Below are 17,516 nucleotides of genomic sequence, written 5' to 3'. Positions count from 1 at the left end.
GTCCTGCGCCGCGCTGGAGCCCGCAAGACGTGCTGAGCGGCGGTTCCGGGGCGATAGCCTCATCTCGTGCTGGAAAAGATCGCAGCCACCCGTTACGTCACTCCGCTGCGGGAGGGCGGGTCGCTGCCCGGCGTGGTCGAGGCCGACGACCTCGGCACGTACGTCGTCAAGTTCCGCGAGGCCGGTCAGGGCCGGCGGGTGCTGGTGGCCGAGATCATCGCCGCCGAGCTGGCCCGCCGCCTCGGCTTCAAGACCCCCGAGCTCAAGCTCATCGACCTCGACCCGCAGCTCGGCGTCAGAGAGCCGGACGAGGAGGTGCAGGACCTCCTCAAGGCCAGCGCCGGGCTCAACCTCGCGGTCGACTTCCTGCCGGGCGCCCTCGGGTTCGACCCGCTGGCCTGGGCGCCCGACCCGGTGTTCGCCGCCAGGGTGGTGTGGTTCGACGGCCTGATCCACAACGTCGACCGCAGCTGGCGCAACCCCAACCTGCTCGTCTGGCACCGCGACACGTGGCTGATCGACCACGGCGCCGCCCTGTGGTTCCACCACAACTGGCGCACCGCCGACCCGCAGCGGCCGTTCGACGCGGGCGACCACGTGCTCGCCCCCTTCGCCGGCGACGTGGACGCGGCGGGCGCCGACCTGGCCGGCCGCATCGACCGCGAGCTGCTGGAGACGGTGACGGCCCTGGTGCCGGACGAGTGGCTGGCAGGCGAGCCGGGCTTCGACTCCCCCGACGGCGTGCGCGCGGCGTACGTCGACCATCTCCTGCGGCGGGCGCACGGGCCGCGCGCGTGGCTGACGGCCGGCGAGCAGAAGGAGCGCAGGACGACGGGCCCCGGCTCCGTCGGCGCGTTCTGGCGGGAGGGCAGGACCCAGTGAGCAGAGACGTCTACGAGTACGCGGTGATCCGCGTGGTGCCGAAGGTCGAGCGGGGCGAGCAGATCAACGCCGGCGTGCTGCTCTACTGCCAGCCGCGCGGCTACCTGTGCGCCAAGGTCCAGCTCGACCCCGAGCGGCTGCGGGCCCTCGACCCGAGCGCCGACGTGGAAGGGGTGCGGCGGGCGCTCGGCGCGTACGAGGCGGCCTGCGGCGAGCGTCCGGGACCGCTCGCGCGCGAGTCGCTCGGCGGCCGGTTCCGCTGGCTGACCGCGCCGCGCAGCACGATCGTCCAGGCGGGGCCGGTGCACGCGGGGCTCACCGCCGACCCCGACATCGAGCTGGCGCGGCTCTTCGACAAGCTCGTACGCGTATAGCCCGGCCTGCGGTGATACAGAACGCTCCTGGGTAGGTTCCTCCTGATGAAAGGAGATCCGCCCATGAGCGTCCCGCCCCGGCAGGCTGAGCGCCCCCTCACCGCCGAGGGCGGGCATCTGCTGCGGCTGCGCGACCTCAAGATGGCGGGCGCGTACGTGGTCGACGACCGCGGCGTCATCGTCGAGATGAACCCCGCCGCCGAGCGCCTGCTCCGGCGGCGCGCCGCCGATCTGCTCGGCCACGACGCCCACGACGCGATCCACCGCGGCAGGCGCGGCGAGGCGCTGCCGCACAGCCAGTGCGCGTTGCGCCACTCCCTGCTCACCGGCACCACCGCGTCCGGCGACGAGGCGTATCTGGAGTGCGGCGACGGCACGGTGCTGCGGACCTGCTGGCTCATCACGCCGTGCCGGATCGACGGCTCCACCACGGGCGCGCTGGTGATCTTCCACGAGGTGAGCGACAACGGGGAGGACGCCGCCGAGTCTCCGGGCCCCAGCGCGTCGCTGTCCGACCTCGAACGCCTGGCCCTGCTCGCCGAGACCACCGCGACGCTCACCTCCAGCCTCGACGTCCAGGCCACGCTGGGCCACCTGGTGCGCCTGGTGGTGCCGCTGCTGGCCGACTGGGTGGTGGTCGACCTGGTCGCCGAGGAGGGCACGATCTCCCGGTCCGTCGTCGTCCACTACGAGAACGGCGCGCTGATGCACCGCGACGACCTGCAGCGGCAGCTCCCCGCCGTGCGCCCCGATTCGGCCATGCCGCTGTCGCGGGCGCTGCGCGGCGTCACCGCGACGCTGATCAGCCCGCAGACCTACCAGTGCCCGCCCGACACCGACCTCGCCGCCGTCCAGCAGGAGCTGCTGGCGGCGACCGGCATCACGTCCGCGTGCATCGCGCCGATCCGCGGCATCCGCGACGTGATCGGCGCGCTCACCCTCGGGCGTTCCGAGCGGCCCGAGCCGTACACGGCGGGCGACCTGCTGCTGGTCGAGGACATCGCCCGCCGTGCCGGGCTGGCGCTGGACAACGCCCGCCTGTACGAGCGGCAGCGCCGCGTCGCCGAGACCATGCAGCGCCACCTGCTGCCCCGGCTGCCGAGCCTGCCCAACCTGCGGATGAGCGCCTGCTACGTGCCCGCCCCCGACGCCTCCCAGGTCGGCGGCGACTGGTACGACGCGTTCGTACAGGCCGACGGCTCGGTGGGCCTGGTGATCGGCGACGTGGTGGGGCACGACCTCGCCGCCGCCGCCGGCATGGCCCAGTTGTGCAACATGCTGCGCGCGTACGCGGGAGAGCTGGACATCGCGCCCAGCGCCGTCGTGGACAAGCTCGACCAGGCGGTGGCGCGCATGGCCGAGGCCACGATGGCCACCGTCGTCTTCGCCCGCGCCGAGCAGATCGACGGCGGCTGGCGGCTGCGCTGGACCAACGCCGGGCACCCGCCGCCGCTGCTCGTGGAGCGCGACGGCAGCACCCGGTTCCTGGAGGACGGCACCGGCCTGATGCTCGGCACCGGCTTCGAGACGGTACGCGAGGACGCCGTCTACGACCTGCCGCCGCACTCCAGCGTGGTGTTCTACACCGACGGGCTCATCGAGTCGCCCGCCCACAGCCTGGACGACGGCATGGAACGGCTGCGCGAAGAGGCCGCGGCGCTCGCCGGCAGCAGATTGAACGGCTACTGCGACCGGCTGCTCGCCAAGGTGCGCCCGCCCGACAACGACGACGACGTCGCCCTGCTCACCCTGCGCGTGCCCGGCTAGAACAGGACGGACATGAACGTGCCCACCTCGCGGAAGCCGACCTTGCGGTAGACCGCGCGCGCCGAGTGGTTGTAGTCGTTGACGTACAGGGTGACCACGGGGGCGAAGCAGTTCATCGCCGCCTCCACCACGGCCGCCATCCCGGCCACCGCGTGCCCCCTGCCGCGCAGCTCGGGCGCCACCCAGACCCCCTGGATCTGGCAGGCCTGCGGCGTGACCGCGCCGATCTCCGCCTTGAACACCACCCGGCCGTCCTCGATCCGCGCGTACGAGCGGCCGATCCTGATCAGCTCGGCCACCCGCGTACGGTAGAGCGCGCCGCCGTCACCGAGGTTCGGCGAGACCCCGACCTCCTCGGTGAACATCGCCACGCACGCGGGCAGCAGGATGTCGAACTCCTCGGGGCGCACCCGGCGTACCAGCGGGTCGGCCGGCACCGGCGGCTTGCTGGAGGTCGCCATGACCGGCTGCGCCCAGCGGATCGCCCGCGCCCGGCCCCAGTGCGGCTCCAGCCGCTCCCACAGCAGGCTGACCGCGTCGACGGGACCCACGATGGACGAGCAGCGCCGGCCCTGCTTGCGGGCACGATCGGCGAACGCGTGCACGGCTTCGGGACCGGCGTTGACCGGCACCATGTTGGCCCCGGCGTAGCAGAGCGACACGAGGTTGCCGCGCGTGCCATAGCCCCACATCTGCCCGCCCAGCCTCGCCGGGTTGAGGCCGACGGCCCGCACCCGCGAGGAGACGAAGACGTTGGCGACCGGATCGGCGTCGAGCAGGGCGAGAACCTCGTCCCGGTCGTTGTCGTCGAGCACGCGCGACGCCGATGTACGCAGCATCACAATGGTCAGACTACGCGAAGGGTTACCGAATGGCTCATCCGGAAATGCCCACGGTAACCCTTTCTTGACGTCCGACCTCTGCGCGGGCTACGCGGTCACCGGCGGGCGCCCTCTGAGCGATCTCATCGGGCGCCCGGCAGCGGCCTCAGCGCGCGCCCTTCAGCAGGTCCAGCACGCCGAGCAGGCCCAGCAGGTCGGGGGCGCGCGAGCGGCCCGCCGCCTGGGGCGCGGCGACGGCCGGGCTCGGCTGCTGCGCCGCCGCGCAGGACGAGCCGTCCCGCGGCAGCGTCCCGTCCCGCAGGTAGGCCACCAGATGCCGGTCCATGCAGGCGTTGCCCGCGAGCGTCACCCCGTGGTTGCCGCCCTGGTCCACCACCAGCCGGGCGCGCGGGAAGCGCTCGGCCATCTCCTGCGCCCCGCGGTACGGCGTCGCCGCGTCGTCCTTGGACTGCAGGATCAGGAACGGCGGCAGCTTCGGCGAGTCCTTGACCTGCACCGGCGTGCCGCCCCGCACCGGCCAGAACGCGCAGGGAGCGTTGTACCAGGCGTTGGGCCAGGTCAGGAACGGCGCCTTGCGGTGCATCCTGGTCATGTCGGCCCGCCACTTCTCCCACTTGCGTGGCCAGCGCGCGTCGCTGCACTCCACGCCCAGGTAGACGGCGTAGCCGTTCTCGTCGGCCGCGTCGTTCTTGCCGTGCCTGGTGTAGATGTCGGTCAGGCCCGACGCGTCGCCGTCGCGCACGTACGACGACCACGCCTGCGCGAACGACGGCCACACCTTGTCCGTGTAGCCGGCCAGCGCGAACGTGTCGTCCAGCTCGCTCGGGCCCACCACGCCACCGGCCGGGTGCGAGCGCAGCCGGTCGCGCATCGCGTAGAAGGCGAACGACGTCTGCTTCACCGTCGAGCCGAGCTTGTAGACGTCGTTGTGCCGGGCCGTCCAGGCCAGGAACTGCCGGTGACGGCGCTCGAAGGAGCGGTTCTGCCTGAGGTTGAGCGTGTACCAGCTGCCGCTCGGGTCGACCGTGCTGTCCATGACCAGGCGCTTGATCCGGCCGGGGAACAGCGTGGCGTAGACGGCGCCGAGGTAGGTGCCGTACGAGTAGCCGAAGTAGCTGATCTTCTCCTCGCCGAGCGCGGCGCGGATGCGGTCCATGTCCCTGGCGGAGTTCTCCGTCGTCAGGTGCGGCAGCAGCCACGACCACCGGTCGCCGCACGCCTCCGCGTACCTGGCGGCGCGGCTGCGCAGCGCCTTCTCGTGCGTCCTGTTGCGCGGGATCTGGTCCAGCCTGGGCGCCTTGTAGAAGGTCTCGGCGTCCATGCAGTGGATCGCGGGCTCGCTCCCGCCGACACCGCGCGGGTCGAAGCCGACGATGTCGTACCGCTCGGCCACGTCGGCGGGCAGGGATGAGGCCACGTACTCCGTCAGGTTCCGGCCCGGCGAGCCCGGCCCGCCCGGGTTGATCAGGAGCGTACCGAGATGCCTGCTGCCGCTGGGCACCTTGGCCTTGATCCGGTTGAGCGCCAGCTTGATCGTCTGAGCCTTCGGCCTGCGGTAGTCGAGCGGCACCTGCACGGTCGCGCACTCCAGCTCCGCCGACGCCGACTTACCCGGCGCCTTGGGGCAGGCCGCCCACGTCACGGCCGCCGCCGCTGCTTGCCGCGCCGCCGCCGGCGCCTCCCGCGCGGCCACCGCCACCGCGGTCCCGTTCGCACTCCCGACCCCGGCCACGAGCATCGCCACTCCGGCGACGACCACCACTACCCGTTTCACCCGGCCCCCTTCCTGTTCATAGGCCCTGCGATGCTCCCGTGAGTCACCAGGCGATCACGAAGGGTATGGGGAAAAGCTTGCCAACGCCTAGCGGCAAGATTGCCGGGCGACTGGAACCGCCCAAGCCCGCCTCCCGTCCAGCCCGCCTCCCGTCCAGCCCGCCTATCCCCCCAGCAGCCCGCTCACTGAACCGCGCGAACGCCCACGAGGCCGAACCCCAGCCCAACGAGCCTCCGCACGGCCGGGCAGAACTGGTGGGGACCCTCAGCCGACCGCAGAGCCCGCGCCTCCGCAGGCAGGCGCCATAAGCGCCAGAGACGTGCTCATGCAGGACCCGCTTGTCCCGAGCAGGCGCGACCCGGCTGCCCCCTGCCGGACGGCGCTCAGCCGGCCGCACCAAGGCGCCCTTGCAGAGCGACCACCGCGAGCACCAGGGGCCCGCGTCTTTCGCGCCCTGGCGAGGATGCGGGTGGGCAGGCCCGTCGCAGGGCGGGCGCGGCCGACTGGCCGCCGCCCGGGTGGCGCTCACCAATCCGAATCCAGCAAGGCCGTCACGCGCGCACCGAGCCGGCCGCGCATCCGGACAGCCCCAATCCCACCAGGCCCCGCAGACGACCGGGCAACACCCAGCCGGCCACGTCCGGCACACCGCCAGGCTGCGCCTTGCGACCAGCAGACGGCACGCCGGAGCAGCCGCGTCGTCATCGATGAGCCGGCGTGGCGAGCGCGTGAGGCGCGCCCGTGCCGAGGCGCTTCGCACACAAGCGAACAGCGGCCCGCACACCCGACGGACCCCACACAGCGCTAGGGAGGAGGCGCTTCGAACACAAGCGGGCAGCGGTCCGCGCACCCGACGGACTCCACGCCACCAGGGAGTCCGATGCGAGCAGCGCGGCCGGAGCGGAGCACCACAGCGACCGCTGAGGCAACCACGCCCACCAATAGACGTGCCCGCCGTCGAGCGGACACGTCTCGGCTAGCGCTCAGCTCACCGCGACCCCGAGATCCGTGGCACGCAGCCAGCCGCACCACCGAGGCCGGGGCACTCAGCCGACCGCGACCACGACGTCCAAGGCGTTGCGCCGCCCGTGAGGCCCGTGGCGCTCGACGCACCGCGAGCCACAGGAGACCGCCGCCGGTCAGCCGGGCAGGACCGTGAAGGCCGGTGGTCAGCCCACCGTGACCGTGGGGCCGGTGGTGGTGTCGTCGTCGAGGTCGATCTCGACGCCCATCTCCTCGGCGAGCCGCATGGCCTCCTCGATCAGGGTTTCGACGATCTGCGACTCCGGCACGGTCTTGATGACCTCGCCCTTGACGAAGATCTGGCCCTTGCCGTTGCCGGAGGCGACGCCCAGGTCGGCCTCGCGGGCCTCGCCGGGGCCGTTGACGACGCAGCCCATGACGGCCACCCGCAGCGGCACCTTCATGCCCTCCAGACCGGCCTGGACCTGCTCGGCGAGGGTGTAGACGTCGACCTGCGCCCGCCCGCACGACGGGCAGGACACGATCTCCAGGCCACGCTCGCGCAGCCCCAGGGACTCGAGGATCTGGGTGCCGACCTTGACCTCCTCGACCGGAGGAGCGGACAGCGAGACCCTGATGGTGTCGCCGATGCCCTCGGCGAGCAGCGCGCCGAACGCGACGGCGGACTTGATCGTGCCCTGGAAGGCCGGCCCGGCCTCGGTGACGCCGAGGTGGAGCGGGTAGTCGCACTTGGCGGCGAGCAGCCGGTACGCGTTGATCATCACGACCGGGTCGTTGTGCTTGACCGAGATCTTGATGTCGCGGAAGCCGTGCTCCTCGAACAGCGAGCACTCCCACAGCGCCGACTCCACCAGCGCCTCGGGCGTCGCCTTGCCGTACTTCTGCAGCAGGCGGGGGTCGAGGAGCCGGCGTTGACGCCGATGCGGATGGGCACGCCGGCGTCGGAGGCCGCGCGGGCGATCTCGCCCACCTTGTCGTCGAACTTCTTGATGTTGCCGGGGTTGACCCGGACCGCCGCGCACCCGGCGTCGATGGCGGCGAAGACGTACTTCGGCTGGAAGTGGATGTCGGCGATCACCGGGATCTGCGACTTCTTGGCGATCAGCGGCAGCGCGTCGGCGTCGTCCTGGGACGGCACGGCCACCCGGACGATCTGGCAGCCCGACGCGGTGAGCTCGGCGATCTGCTGGAGGGTGGCGTTGACGTCGGCGGTCACCGTCGTCGTCATCGACTGCACCGAGACGGGGGCGTCGCCGCCGACGGGCACGTTGCCGACCATGACTTGGCGGGAACGGCGGCGTTCGGCGAGCGGCTTGGGACGGACCGTCGGGATGCCGAGAGCTACAGAAGACATTTCAACCCTTACTGTGACGACGCTTTCCAGTTTAGGTAGCTAGCGGGACTGCCCGGCTGTGAGCTCGGCCGCACGGGCCCGCGCCCAGGCGTCGGCCGCGAGCACCTCCTCGACGGAGCCTGCCGGGGTGACCTGGTGTTCTTCGACGACCTTGGCCACGGTGTCGACGATGCCCAGGAACGGCAGATCGCCGCGCAGGAACGCGTCGAGACACACCTCATTGGCGGCGTTGTAGACGGCGGGCGCGGTGCCGCCCTCGCCGCCGACGTGGCGGGCCAGCGCGACAGAGGGGAAGGCGTCGTCGTCGAGCGGTTCGAACGTCCAGGTGTGAGCCTTGGACCAGTCGATCGGCCGAGCGGCGCCGGGGACGCGGTGGGGGTGGCCGAGCGCGAGCGCGATCGCTAGCCGCATGTCGGGCGGGCTGGCCTGGGCGATGGTGGAGCCGTCGACGTATTCGACCATGGAGTGGATGATCGACTGCGGGTGCACCACGACCTCGATGCGGTCGAAGGGCAGGTCGAACAGCAGGTGGGCCTCGATGACCTCGAGCCCCTTGTTGACGAGCGTGGCGGAGTTGATCGTGATGTACGGGCCCATCGACCAGGTGGGGTGGGCCAGCGCCATCTCCGGCGTGACGTCGGCCATCTCCTCGCGTTTCATGCCGCGGAACGGCCCGCCGCTCGCGGTGATCACGAGCTGCTTGACCTGCGAGGGGTCGTAGCCGTCGGGCCCCGCCGCCCACAGGCACTGCTGGAGCGCGGAGTGCTCGGAGTCGACGGGCAGGATCTGGCCCGGCGCCGCCAGCCGCTTGACCAGCGGCCCACCGATGATCAGCGACTCCTTGTTGGCCAGCGCGAGCAGGCGGCCCGCCTTGAGCGCGACCAGCGTCGACGACAGGCCGAGCGCGCCGGTGATGCCGTTGAGCACCATGTCGCACTCCCAGCCGGCCACCTCGGCCACCCCCTCGGGGCCGCCGAGCACGACGGGCTTGACGCCGTGAGCGTCCAGCGCCTCCCGCAGCGCGGGCACGGCCGCCGCGTCGGCCACCGCCACCGCCTCGACACCGAACTCGGCCGCCTGTCTGGCCAGCAGCTCGACCCTCCCTCCCCCTGCCGCGAGGGCCGTGACGCGGAAGCCGTCGGGGTTGGCGGCGATGACGTCGAGGGCCTGTGTGCCGATCGAACCTGTGGAGCCGAGGAGTACGACGGAGCGGAGGGTCTTCGCATGCACAGACCCATTCTCCCCGCTGCGCCGGGCGCTCAGGCACGCCGAGGCGGCCGGGCCAAAATCCGCCTCCTTTTGTGACACGAGATAACCCAGTTCATTTATGCCGGAAATTCGTCATATCGGAATGAGCGAATCTTGAGAAATCCGGATATTGCGGCCGCTACGTTCCCTCCCCGTAGTCCGCTTTAGGGAGGTACGTAATGCACCGCAGAATCGCCATGCTCTCCGCCGCCGCGCTCACCGGCACCTTGCTGGCCGGTGCGCTGCCCGCGGGAGCGGCACAGGCGTCCGGCCCTGAGGGCGGCCCGGGCGCCCGCGGCGCGTCCCCTGGCGAGCCGGCGGGAGTGTCCGGGACCGCGCAGAAGGACCGGGTGGCGTCGAAGACCCCGGCCCAGGCGAAGACCCCGTCGAAGGGGCAGCCGAAGCCCGCCCAGCACGCCGCCGCCGACTCGGCGTCCGAGCGCCGGCAGGTGATGACGTATTGGACGGAGCAGCGCATGGAGTCCGCCAAGCCGCTCGACGCCCCCGACCCCAAGGCGGCGCCCAGCGCGGCCGAGCCTCGCCAGGGCACGGCTTGGACCGCTCCACCCACCCGCGGCACGGCGGGCGGCGGCACGAGCACGCAGGCCGCGAACAGCCCGGGCGCGGCGTGGACCAAGGGCGGCGCGGTCGCGCGCACCACCGGGCGGATCTTCTTCACCACCCAGGGCCGCAACGCCTCCTGCTCCGGCACGGCGGTGACCAGCGCCAACAAGAGCGTGGTGCTGACCGCGGGCCACTGCGTGAAGATGAACGGAACGTTCCACACGAACTGGGTCTTCGTCCCCGGCTACGACAAGGGCAACCGCCCCTTCGGCACCTGGCCGGCCACCCGGCTGCTCACCACCCAGCAGTGGAACACCCGCGAGGACATCAACTTCGACGTGGCCGCCGCCGTGGTCGCGCCGGTCGACGGCAAGACGCTGGTGGACACCGTCGGCGGCCAGGGCGTGGCCTTCAACCAGCCGCGACGCCGGCAGATGTACGCCTTCGGCTACCCGGCGGCGGCCCCGTACGACGGCTCGAAGCTCGTCTACTGCAGCGGGCAGACGTTCGACGACGTCCTGGCCAGCGAGGACCTCGGACTGACGTGCAACATGACCGGCGGCTCAAGCGGCGGCCCCTGGATGCTGAATTTCGACGAATCCACCGGTCTCGGCACGCAGAATTCCGTCAACAGCTTCAAATACAACTTCGCCCCCAACTGGATGTTCGGCCCTTATTTCGGGAGCGAGGCCCAGGCCGTCTATCAAGCGGCACAAAGCACCAACGCAGCCTGATCAATTCACCGAAAGTAGTCACAAGAACACATCTCGTGGTGCACACTCATGGGACATGACCATGAGCACCCCCCTGCTTGCGGCGGCCCCGCTCCTGGCGGGGCTGATCGGCCCCGCCCTCGTCGGTGCGGCACCCGTCCGCCAGCAGGCCGACACCCTGGCCGGAGCCCCGGCCGTCGCTCCCGCGCGCCTTGCGGAGCGCGGTGACATCGTCGAGCACGTGGCCGCCAGAACGCCCGTCGATCAGCGGCGCGTGCTCGCGTACTGGACTCCTGAACGCATGGCCAGGGCGCTGCCGATCGACCTGCTCGATCTCGTCGAGCGCGGCCTGAAGAACGGCGGTCTCCTCAAGAACGGCGGCCTTCTGCAGAGCGACCTCCCGGGCGACCTCCCGGGCGGCCTCACGCAAGGTCTGACGCAAGGTCTCGCGAAAGGTCTCACCGGCGGGCTCGCGGGCGGCGCTCCCAAGGGGACAGCGGGCGGCGCTCCCGAACAGCTCGCGGGCGGCGCTGCCGGCCAGCTCGCGGGCGGCGCTGCCGGCCAGCTCGCGGGCGGCGCTGCCGGCCACCCCACGGACGGCGCTGCCGGCCAGCTCGCGGGCGGCGCGTCCGGCCACCCCACGGACGGCGCGTCCAAAGAGCTCGCGTCCGGCAGAGCGGCCGCGCCGAGCGGAAGCGCCGACCTGCCGGCCCCGCGCGAACTCATGGCCGCCGCCCGCCCCCTCGCCCCGGCGGTGCCGGGCAGGCCCGCCAAGCCGGCCACCACCACGTCCGGCTCCCGCTGGATCACCGGCGGCCAGGTGGCGCGGACCACGGGGCGGGTGTTCCTGACCGTCGCGGGCGTCGACTTCGTCTGCTCGGCGAGCACGGTCAAGAGCGCCAACAGGGACGTCGTGGTCACCGCGGGCCACTGCGTCAAGGACGGGACCGGCGAGTGGGCGGCGAACTGGACGTTCGTCCCCGCGTACGGCACGGCGGGCCCGCGCCCGTACGGCCAGTACGCCGCCCGCCGCATGTTCGTCGCCGGCCCGTGGTCGCGCAGCGCCGACGACAACTACGACGTCGGCATGGTCGCCCTGGCCACCTCGCGGGGCCGGCACGTGACCGACGTCGTGGGAGGCCAGGACATCGCGTTCAACACGCCCAGGGGCGGCCAGGCGTTCGGCTTCGGCTACCCGGCCGACCCGCCGTACGACGGCTCGCACCTCGTCTACTGCGCGGGCCGGCGAAGAGCGACCCGCACGGCCAGACCCGCGACCAGGGGCTCGGCTGCGACATGACGGCCGGGGCGAGCGGCGGCCCGTGGATGACCTCATTCGACACGGCGACGGGCAAGGGCACGATCATGTCGCTGAGCAGCTTCAAGTACAGCGATGACCGGCGCACGATGTACGGCCCGTACTTCGGCGACACGATCAAGGCGCTCTTCCGCACGGCGGAGCGCGCCTGAAGAATGGGCCCCACCGGACGGGCCCCTGAAACGGGCCCCCAGAGACGGGCCCCTAAGACGGGCCCCTAAGACTGGCGGGGTGGCGGGCGCGCTGCGTCACCCCGCCGCACCACTGAGCTCCAGAGCCGGCGGCCCGCCGCACCACTAAGGCGTCAGAGCGTCAGCCCGGTCAGGACCATGACCTTCTCGTACGTCAGGTCCTCCATGGCCGAGTGCAGCCCCTCGCGGCCGACGCCGGAGTCCTTCACCCCGCCGTACGGCATCTGGTCGGCCCGGTACGACGGCACGTCGCCGATGATCACGCCACCCACCTCCAGCTCCCTGTTGGCCCGGAAGGCGGCGTCGAGCGAGCGGGTGAACACGCCGGCCTGCAGCCCGTACTTGGAGTCGTTGACCATCGCGTACGCCTCGTCGATGGAGGCGGCCCGCTGGAGGATCATGACGGGCCCGAAGACCTCCTCGCAGGCGACCTTCGCCTCGCGCGGCACGTCGGCCAGCACGGTCGGCTCGATGGTGGCGCGGTCCCTGCCGCCGCCCGCGAGCAGGGTGGCGCCGGCGTCGAGGGCCTCGCGCACCCACTGCTCGACCCGCTCGGCGGCGGCCTCGGAGACCAGCGGCCCGACCTGGGTCTTCTCGTCGGCGGGGTCGCCGGTGACGAGGGAGTTGACGGCGGGCAGCAGCCGCTCGACGAACGCGTCGTAGACCGGCTCCTCGACGATCACCCGCTGGACGGCGATGCAGCTCTGCCCGGCCTGGTAGTTGGAGTAGAGCGCGATGCGCTGCGCGGCCCAGTCGAGGTCGGCGTCGGCCAGCACGACGGCGGCGGCGTTGCCGCCCAGCTCCAGCGTCACGTGCTTGCGCGGCACCTGGTCGGCGATGGCGTAGCCGACGGGCGCGGAGCCGGTGAACGACACGACGGGCAGCCGGGGGTCGGTCACGAGGGCGGAGGCGCGCGCGTTCTCGATGGGCAGCACCGAGAACATGCCGGCGGGCAGGTCGGTCTCGGCCAGGATCTCGCCGAGCAGCAGCGAGGACAGCGGGGTGGCCGGCGCGGGCTTGACGACGACGGGCGCGCCGACGGCGATGGAGGGGGCGACCTTGTGCGCGACCAGGTTCAGCGGGAAGTTGAACGGGGTGATCGCCAGCACGGGGCCCTTGGGCACGCGGGTGACGTAGGCGAGGCGCCCGTTGGCCGCGGGCTCGGTGTCGAGCCGCTGCACGCCGCCGGACCAGCGGCGGGTCTCCTCGGCGGCGAAGCGGAACGTGGCGATGGCGCGGCTCACCTCGCCGCGCGCCCACATGATGGGCTTGCCGTTCTCGGCGGTGATGAGGTGGGCGATCTCGTCGGCGCGCTCGGCGATGCGGCGCGAGACGTGGGCCAGCGCCTCGGCGCGCACGTGCACGGGCAGCGCGGCGGCCTCCTTCGCGACCGCGTGCGCGGCCGCCACGGCCTCCTCCACCTGGGCGTCGGTCGGCACGGAGTGCCGCCCGACCTCGCGGCCGTCGTGGGGGTTGGTGACAGTGAGCTCGGTCTCCCCGGTCGCGGCGCGGCCGGCCAGCCAGAAGGTACGCACGTCCATACCTCGACGTTATGCCACGGCCGCACGGGGGATTTACACCACGATGCACAAGACTCACACGAGGGCTCACCGTTAAGTACAAGCCCCGTTGTATACCCATGATGTAACAGAAGTAGACCCAATTCGGGATGTTTACCATGCGGAGTGGTTTGAGGGATCTCCGCCATGGCTAAGTCATCGGGTGCGGGTCTCCAGCGCGGTGGGCCCCCGATCAGAAAGGCGTGGGCCCCGTGACCGAACGACGTGAGGTCACAAGGACGCATAGCTCCTTGGCCACTAAGGAGGTCTCATGACCTCGGCGCCTCTCGGACTGCAGGGTGCGTACTCCCAGGGTGAGCGCGCCAGCCATGACGAACTCCGCTCGCGTCTGCTCGACGTGGCGGTCAACCTGCTCCAGAGCGACGGGCCCGACAGCCTGACCATGCGCAGGATCGCCGCCGAGGCCGGCTGCACGACGACCGTCATCTACACGATGTTCGGCAACCGGGAGGGGCTGGCGGAGGCGCTCTATCTGGAGGGGTTCGAGCGGTTCCGCCGGTATCTGGAGGCGGTGCCGCCCCGGCGCAATCCGTACGAGCACCTGACGGCGCTCAGCCCGGCCTACCGGCAGGCGTGCCTGTCCGAGCCCGGCTACTACAGCCTGATGTTCGAGCGGGCGATCCCCGGTTTCGAGCCCAGCGAGCGCGCCAGGACGCTGGCGCGTGCCGCGCTCAACATCCTCGATCGGGTCATCGCCGACTGCATCTCGGCCGGCTACCTGGTGCCGACGCAGCCTCGCAAGATCGCCGACGCGCTGTGGTCGGCCGCTCAGGGCGCGATCAGCCTGGAACGGGCCGGGCACCTGCGCGACGGCCGCACCTACGAGGCGGTGACGAACGCGGTCATCTGCTGCTACCAGGTCGAAAAGCCGGAGTAGCCCGCCGCTTGGCCCGGGGGCGGCCCGCCGCCTCCAGGGCGAGCCACAGCTCCGCGCGTACGCCGGGGTCGTCGAGGTCGCGGCCGAGCAGCTCCGCGACGCGCCTCATGCGGTAGCGCAGCGTGTGGCGGTGCACGCCGAGCCGCTGGGCCGCCGCGTCCCAGTGGCCGTTGCTCTCCAGGTACGCCCGCAGCGACTCCACCAGGTCGGCCCGCGAGCCGTAGGCGTTGAGCGGGGCCAGCACCGCCGTGGAGAACGCGTGGGCGGCGGCCGGGTCGAGCAGCGCGAGCAGCCCCTGCCCCGCGAGCTCGCCGAACTTGACGACCGGCCCGCGCCGCGTGTCGCCGGCCGCCTCCAGGGCCCGCCTGGCCTGGTCGAGCGCGTCGCGCAGCGAGCCGTAGCCGGTGGGCAGGCTCACGCCGACCGGCACCCCCGCGCCCAGCGCCACCTCCTCGGCGTCCTGCTCGGGTACGAGCGCCACGACGTCGGGCACGCCGGTCAGCGCGGCGTAGGCGACCGGCTCCAGCGCGTCGAGCGCCTCGGGTCCCGCCGCGAGCGCCACCACGGGTGCGGCGGGCAGCCGCCCGCCCAGCCGGCCGAGCACCGCCCTGGCCCGCTCCTCCTCCCCCGCGAGCAGCAGTTCGAGCACGGCGGCCCGCAGGCTGCGCTCGGCGGCGCGCTGGGCCCTGCCCTGCTCCATGGAGAGCGTGAGCAGGGAGCCCGCCGCGTTGATCACGGTGTGGGTGACGGGTGAGAAGGCGTGCTCGGCCCCGACGGCGAAGAACCCGCGCGGCCTGCCCCCGCCGCCCAGCGGCTGCACGACGATGTGCTCGCCGGGCGCGGACAGCGCGAGACTGGCCGGCATCCGCGCCTCACCGGCGGCCGGCACGGGCTCGAAGGGACGGCCGCGACGCCGGGACAGCTCGGCCGCGACCGCCTCGGTCCGCGCGCCGGGCGTGGCGTGGCGGACCTCGCCGGACTCGTCGAGCAGCGCGGCCCACCCGCCGACCTCCTTGGCCAGCCGGTCGATGACGGCCTCCACGCCCTCCTGGCGCAGCGCCGCCCGCGTCAGGCGGCCCTGGGCGGCGAAGGCGCGGCTGATCTCCTCGTACTGCTCGGCCGCGAGCAGCTCGCTGACGGCCTTGCCGATGGCGATGAACGGCATCTCGCGCGGCACTTCGAGCAGCGGCAGCCCGTCCGCTTCTGCGGCCTCGACCAGTCCGGGCGGCGTCTCCTCGTGCGAGACCCCGACGCCGAATCCGAGCCCGGCGACCCCGCGCCTGACCAGCCGGGCGACGTAGCCGGACAGGTCGCCCTCCATCCGCAGGCCGGTGGTGAGCAGCAGCTCGCCGCCCTCCAGGTAGGGCGTCGGATCGGACAGCTCGCTGACGGCGACCCAGCGTACGGGCGCGTCGAGCACGCCGGGCCGCGCGGTGCCGGCCAGCGGCTTGAGTTGCATGCGACGCATGACGGTCTGGAGCGTAGGCGGCATGCGAAATTGTCCATTTCGGCTAAGAGGACCACTCCCAGTGTGACATACCGACGTATCGGCGCAGGTGGGAAGCGCCCGTAGCGTCGGTGGCATGAGCATTCCCCAGGAGCGGCGCGTCGTGACCGCCATCCCAGGCCCCAAGTCGCAGGAGTTGCTGGCCCGCAAGCAGGCCGCCGTCCCGCCCGGCGTCGGCACCACGCTGCCGGTGTTCGTGACCCGCGCGGGTGGCGGCGTGGTGCAGGACGCCGACGGGAACTCGCTGATCGACTTCGGCTCCGGCATCGCCGTGACGAACGTGGGCAACTCCGCGCCCAGGGTCGTCGAGCGGGTGCGCAAGCAGGTGGCCGACTTCACCCACACCTGCTTCATGGTCACCCCGTACGAGTCGTACGTGCGGGTGTGCGAGAAGCTCAACGAGCTGACCCCGGGAGAGCACGAGAAGCGCACGTTCCTGGTGAACTCGGGCGCCGAGGCCGTGGAGAACGCGGTCAAGATCGCCCGTCACGCCACGGGCAGGCCCGCCGTCGTGGTGTTCGACCACGGCTACCACGGCCGCACGCTGCTGACGATGACGCTGACGGCCAAGAACATGCCGTACAAGCAGGGCTTCGGGCCGTTCGCGCCGGAGGTCTACCGGGTGCCGCTCGCCTACCCGTACCGGTGGCCGACGGGCCCGGAGAACTGCGCGGAGGAGGCGGCCGCGCAGGCCATCGACGTGATCACCAAGCAGATCGGCGCCCAGAACGTGGCCGCGGTGGTGATCGAGCCGATCGCCGGCGAGGGCGGCTTCATCGTGCCGGCCAGGGGCTTCCTGCCGCGCATCGCGGAGTTCTGCAAGCAGAACGGCATCGTGTTCGTGGCCGACGAGGTGCAGACCGGCTTCGCGCGTACGGGGACGCTCTTCGCCTGCGAGGACGAGGGCATCGTCCCCGACATCATCGCCACGGCCAAGGGCATCGCGGGCGGCCTGCCGCTGGCGGCGGTGACCGGCCGCGCGGAGATCATGGACAAGGTGCACCCGGGCGGGCTCGGCGGCACGTACGGCGGTAACCCGCTGGCCTGCGAGGCCGCGCTGGGCGTGCTGGAGACGATCGAGGCCGAGGACCTGGTGGCCAAGGCCCGGCGGATCGGCGAGATCATGCTGCCCCGCCTGGAGGCGCTCAAGGAGCGCTTCGACGTGATCGGTGACGTGCGCGGCCGGGGTGCGATGATCGCGATCGAGCTGGTCGAGCCGGGCACCAAGGAGCCGAACCCGGCGGCCGTCGCCGAGGTCGTCAAGCGCTGCCACGCCGATGGCCTGCTGGTGCTGACGGCCGGCACGTACGGCAACGTGCTGCGCTTCCTGCCGCCGCTGGTCATCCCCGAGCACCTGCTCGAGGAGGGCCTTGGCATCCTGGAGAAGGCGATCGCCGACCTCTAGACGAAACCCAACGAAACGGGCATCCAGCTTGCGGCTGGATGCCCGTTTTTGTGGTGTAAACGGCGTCGCATGGGTAGAGAATTCACTCTGACTTGACGCTCTGCAGGACGCTCACGGCCTCAGTCAGGGTTATAAC

General features: G+C 72.0%; 13 protein-coding genes and 1 pseudogene. 8 read left to right on the top strand and 6 right to left on the bottom strand.

The window, feature by feature from the left end; translation table 11 throughout:
* Positions 1-66 precede the first annotated feature (66 nt).
* The 3 genes from ACFMQL_RS22835 to ACFMQL_RS22825 all read left to right on the top strand — a co-directional run bounded on the left by ACFMQL_RS22835 (position 67) and on the right by ACFMQL_RS22825 (position 3,023).
* Positions 67-882, top strand: coding sequence for a HipA family kinase (locus ACFMQL_RS22835; RefSeq protein ID WP_364069914.1), 816 nt, complete (start codon positions 67-69; stop codon positions 880-882).
* Positions 879-1,256, top strand: coding sequence for a DUF3037 domain-containing protein (locus ACFMQL_RS22830; protein ID WP_364069916.1), 378 nt, complete (start codon positions 879-881; stop codon positions 1,254-1,256). The genes ACFMQL_RS22835 and ACFMQL_RS22830 overlap by 4 nt, the downstream gene beginning before the upstream one ends.
* 63 nt (positions 1,257-1,319) lie before the next feature.
* A complete protein-coding gene (locus tag ACFMQL_RS22825; RefSeq protein ID WP_364069918.1) occupies positions 1,320-3,023 on the top strand; it encodes a SpoIIE family protein phosphatase in 1,704 nt (567 codons plus the stop codon).
* Here ACFMQL_RS22825 and ACFMQL_RS22820 read toward each other — a convergent pair.
* The 4 genes and pseudogenes from ACFMQL_RS22820 to dxr form a co-directional block, all read right to left on the bottom strand.
* Positions 3,020-3,862, bottom strand: coding sequence for a GNAT family N-acetyltransferase (locus ACFMQL_RS22820; protein ID WP_364069938.1), 843 nt, complete (start codon positions 3,860-3,862; stop codon positions 3,020-3,022). The genes ACFMQL_RS22825 and ACFMQL_RS22820 overlap by 4 nt on opposite strands.
* A 148-nt stretch (positions 3,863-4,010) precedes the next feature.
* The gene (locus ACFMQL_RS22815) at positions 4,011-5,639 is read right to left on the bottom strand and encodes an alpha/beta hydrolase (protein WP_364069920.1); all 1,629 of its coding nucleotides are present in this window, start codon (positions 5,637-5,639) and stop codon (positions 4,011-4,013) included.
* A gap of 1,169 nt (positions 5,640-6,808) precedes the next feature.
* A pseudogene (gene ispG / locus ACFMQL_RS22810) lies at positions 6,809-7,977 on the bottom strand (flavodoxin-dependent (E)-4-hydroxy-3-methylbut-2-enyl-diphosphate synthase).
* Positions 7,978-8,016: 39 nt separating this feature from the next.
* Positions 8,017-9,207 (bottom strand): 1-deoxy-D-xylulose-5-phosphate reductoisomerase, encoded by a 1,191-nt coding sequence (dxr, locus tag ACFMQL_RS22805; protein WP_378786959.1) that lies wholly within the window; start codon positions 9,205-9,207, stop codon positions 8,017-8,019.
* 197 nt (positions 9,208-9,404) lie between these two features.
* Here dxr and ACFMQL_RS22800 point away from each other — a divergent pair, with 197 nt between their 5' ends.
* From ACFMQL_RS22800 to ACFMQL_RS22790, 3 genes are all read left to right on the top strand, one after another.
* Positions 9,405-10,523 (top strand): peptidase, encoded by a 1,119-nt coding sequence (locus ACFMQL_RS22800; RefSeq protein WP_378786957.1) that lies wholly within the window; start codon positions 9,405-9,407, stop codon positions 10,521-10,523.
* A 61-nt stretch (positions 10,524-10,584) separates the two neighbouring features.
* Positions 10,585-11,802 carry a trypsin-like serine peptidase gene (locus ACFMQL_RS22795; RefSeq protein ID WP_378786955.1) on the top strand — a complete coding sequence of 406 codons (1,218 nt, stop codon included), beginning with the start codon at positions 10,585-10,587 and terminating at the stop codon, positions 11,800-11,802.
* Positions 11,803-11,828: 26 nt separating this feature from the next.
* Entirely contained in the window at positions 11,829-11,972 is a 144-nt protein-coding gene (locus tag ACFMQL_RS22790; RefSeq protein WP_378786953.1) for a hypothetical protein, read from the top strand.
* Positions 11,973-12,124: 152 nt separating this feature from the next.
* Here the strand turns inward: ACFMQL_RS22790 and ACFMQL_RS22785 are convergent, their stop codons facing one another.
* Entirely contained in the window at positions 12,125-13,552 is a 1,428-nt protein-coding gene (locus ACFMQL_RS22785; RefSeq protein ID WP_364070845.1) for an aldehyde dehydrogenase family protein, read from the bottom strand.
* A gap of 289 nt (positions 13,553-13,841) precedes the next feature.
* Between ACFMQL_RS22785 and ACFMQL_RS22780 the strand changes: the two genes are divergently transcribed.
* Positions 13,842-14,468 carry a TetR/AcrR family transcriptional regulator gene (locus ACFMQL_RS22780; RefSeq protein WP_364070842.1) on the top strand — a complete coding sequence of 209 codons (627 nt, stop codon included), beginning with the start codon at positions 13,842-13,844 and terminating at the stop codon, positions 14,466-14,468.
* Here the strand turns inward: ACFMQL_RS22780 and ACFMQL_RS22775 are convergent.
* Positions 14,434-15,936 carry a PucR family transcriptional regulator gene (locus ACFMQL_RS22775; protein ID WP_378786950.1) on the bottom strand — a complete coding sequence of 501 codons (1,503 nt, stop codon included), beginning with the start codon at positions 15,934-15,936 and terminating at the stop codon, positions 14,434-14,436. The genes ACFMQL_RS22780 and ACFMQL_RS22775 overlap by 35 nt on opposite strands.
* Before the next feature lie 115 nt (positions 15,937-16,051).
* Between ACFMQL_RS22775 and gabT the strand changes: the two genes are divergently transcribed.
* Positions 16,052-17,380 (top strand): 4-aminobutyrate--2-oxoglutarate transaminase, encoded by a 1,329-nt coding sequence (gene gabT / locus ACFMQL_RS22770; RefSeq protein ID WP_378786948.1) that lies wholly within the window; start codon positions 16,052-16,054, stop codon positions 17,378-17,380.
* Positions 17,381-17,516: the final 136 nt, after the last annotated feature.

Origin of the sequence: Nonomuraea fastidiosa, from assembly GCF_042751225.1 — a bacterium.
Classification (GTDB): Bacteria; Actinomycetota; Actinomycetes; order Streptosporangiales; family Streptosporangiaceae; genus Nonomuraea; species Nonomuraea fastidiosa.
This window is presented reverse-complemented; position numbering and strand designations above follow the sequence as displayed.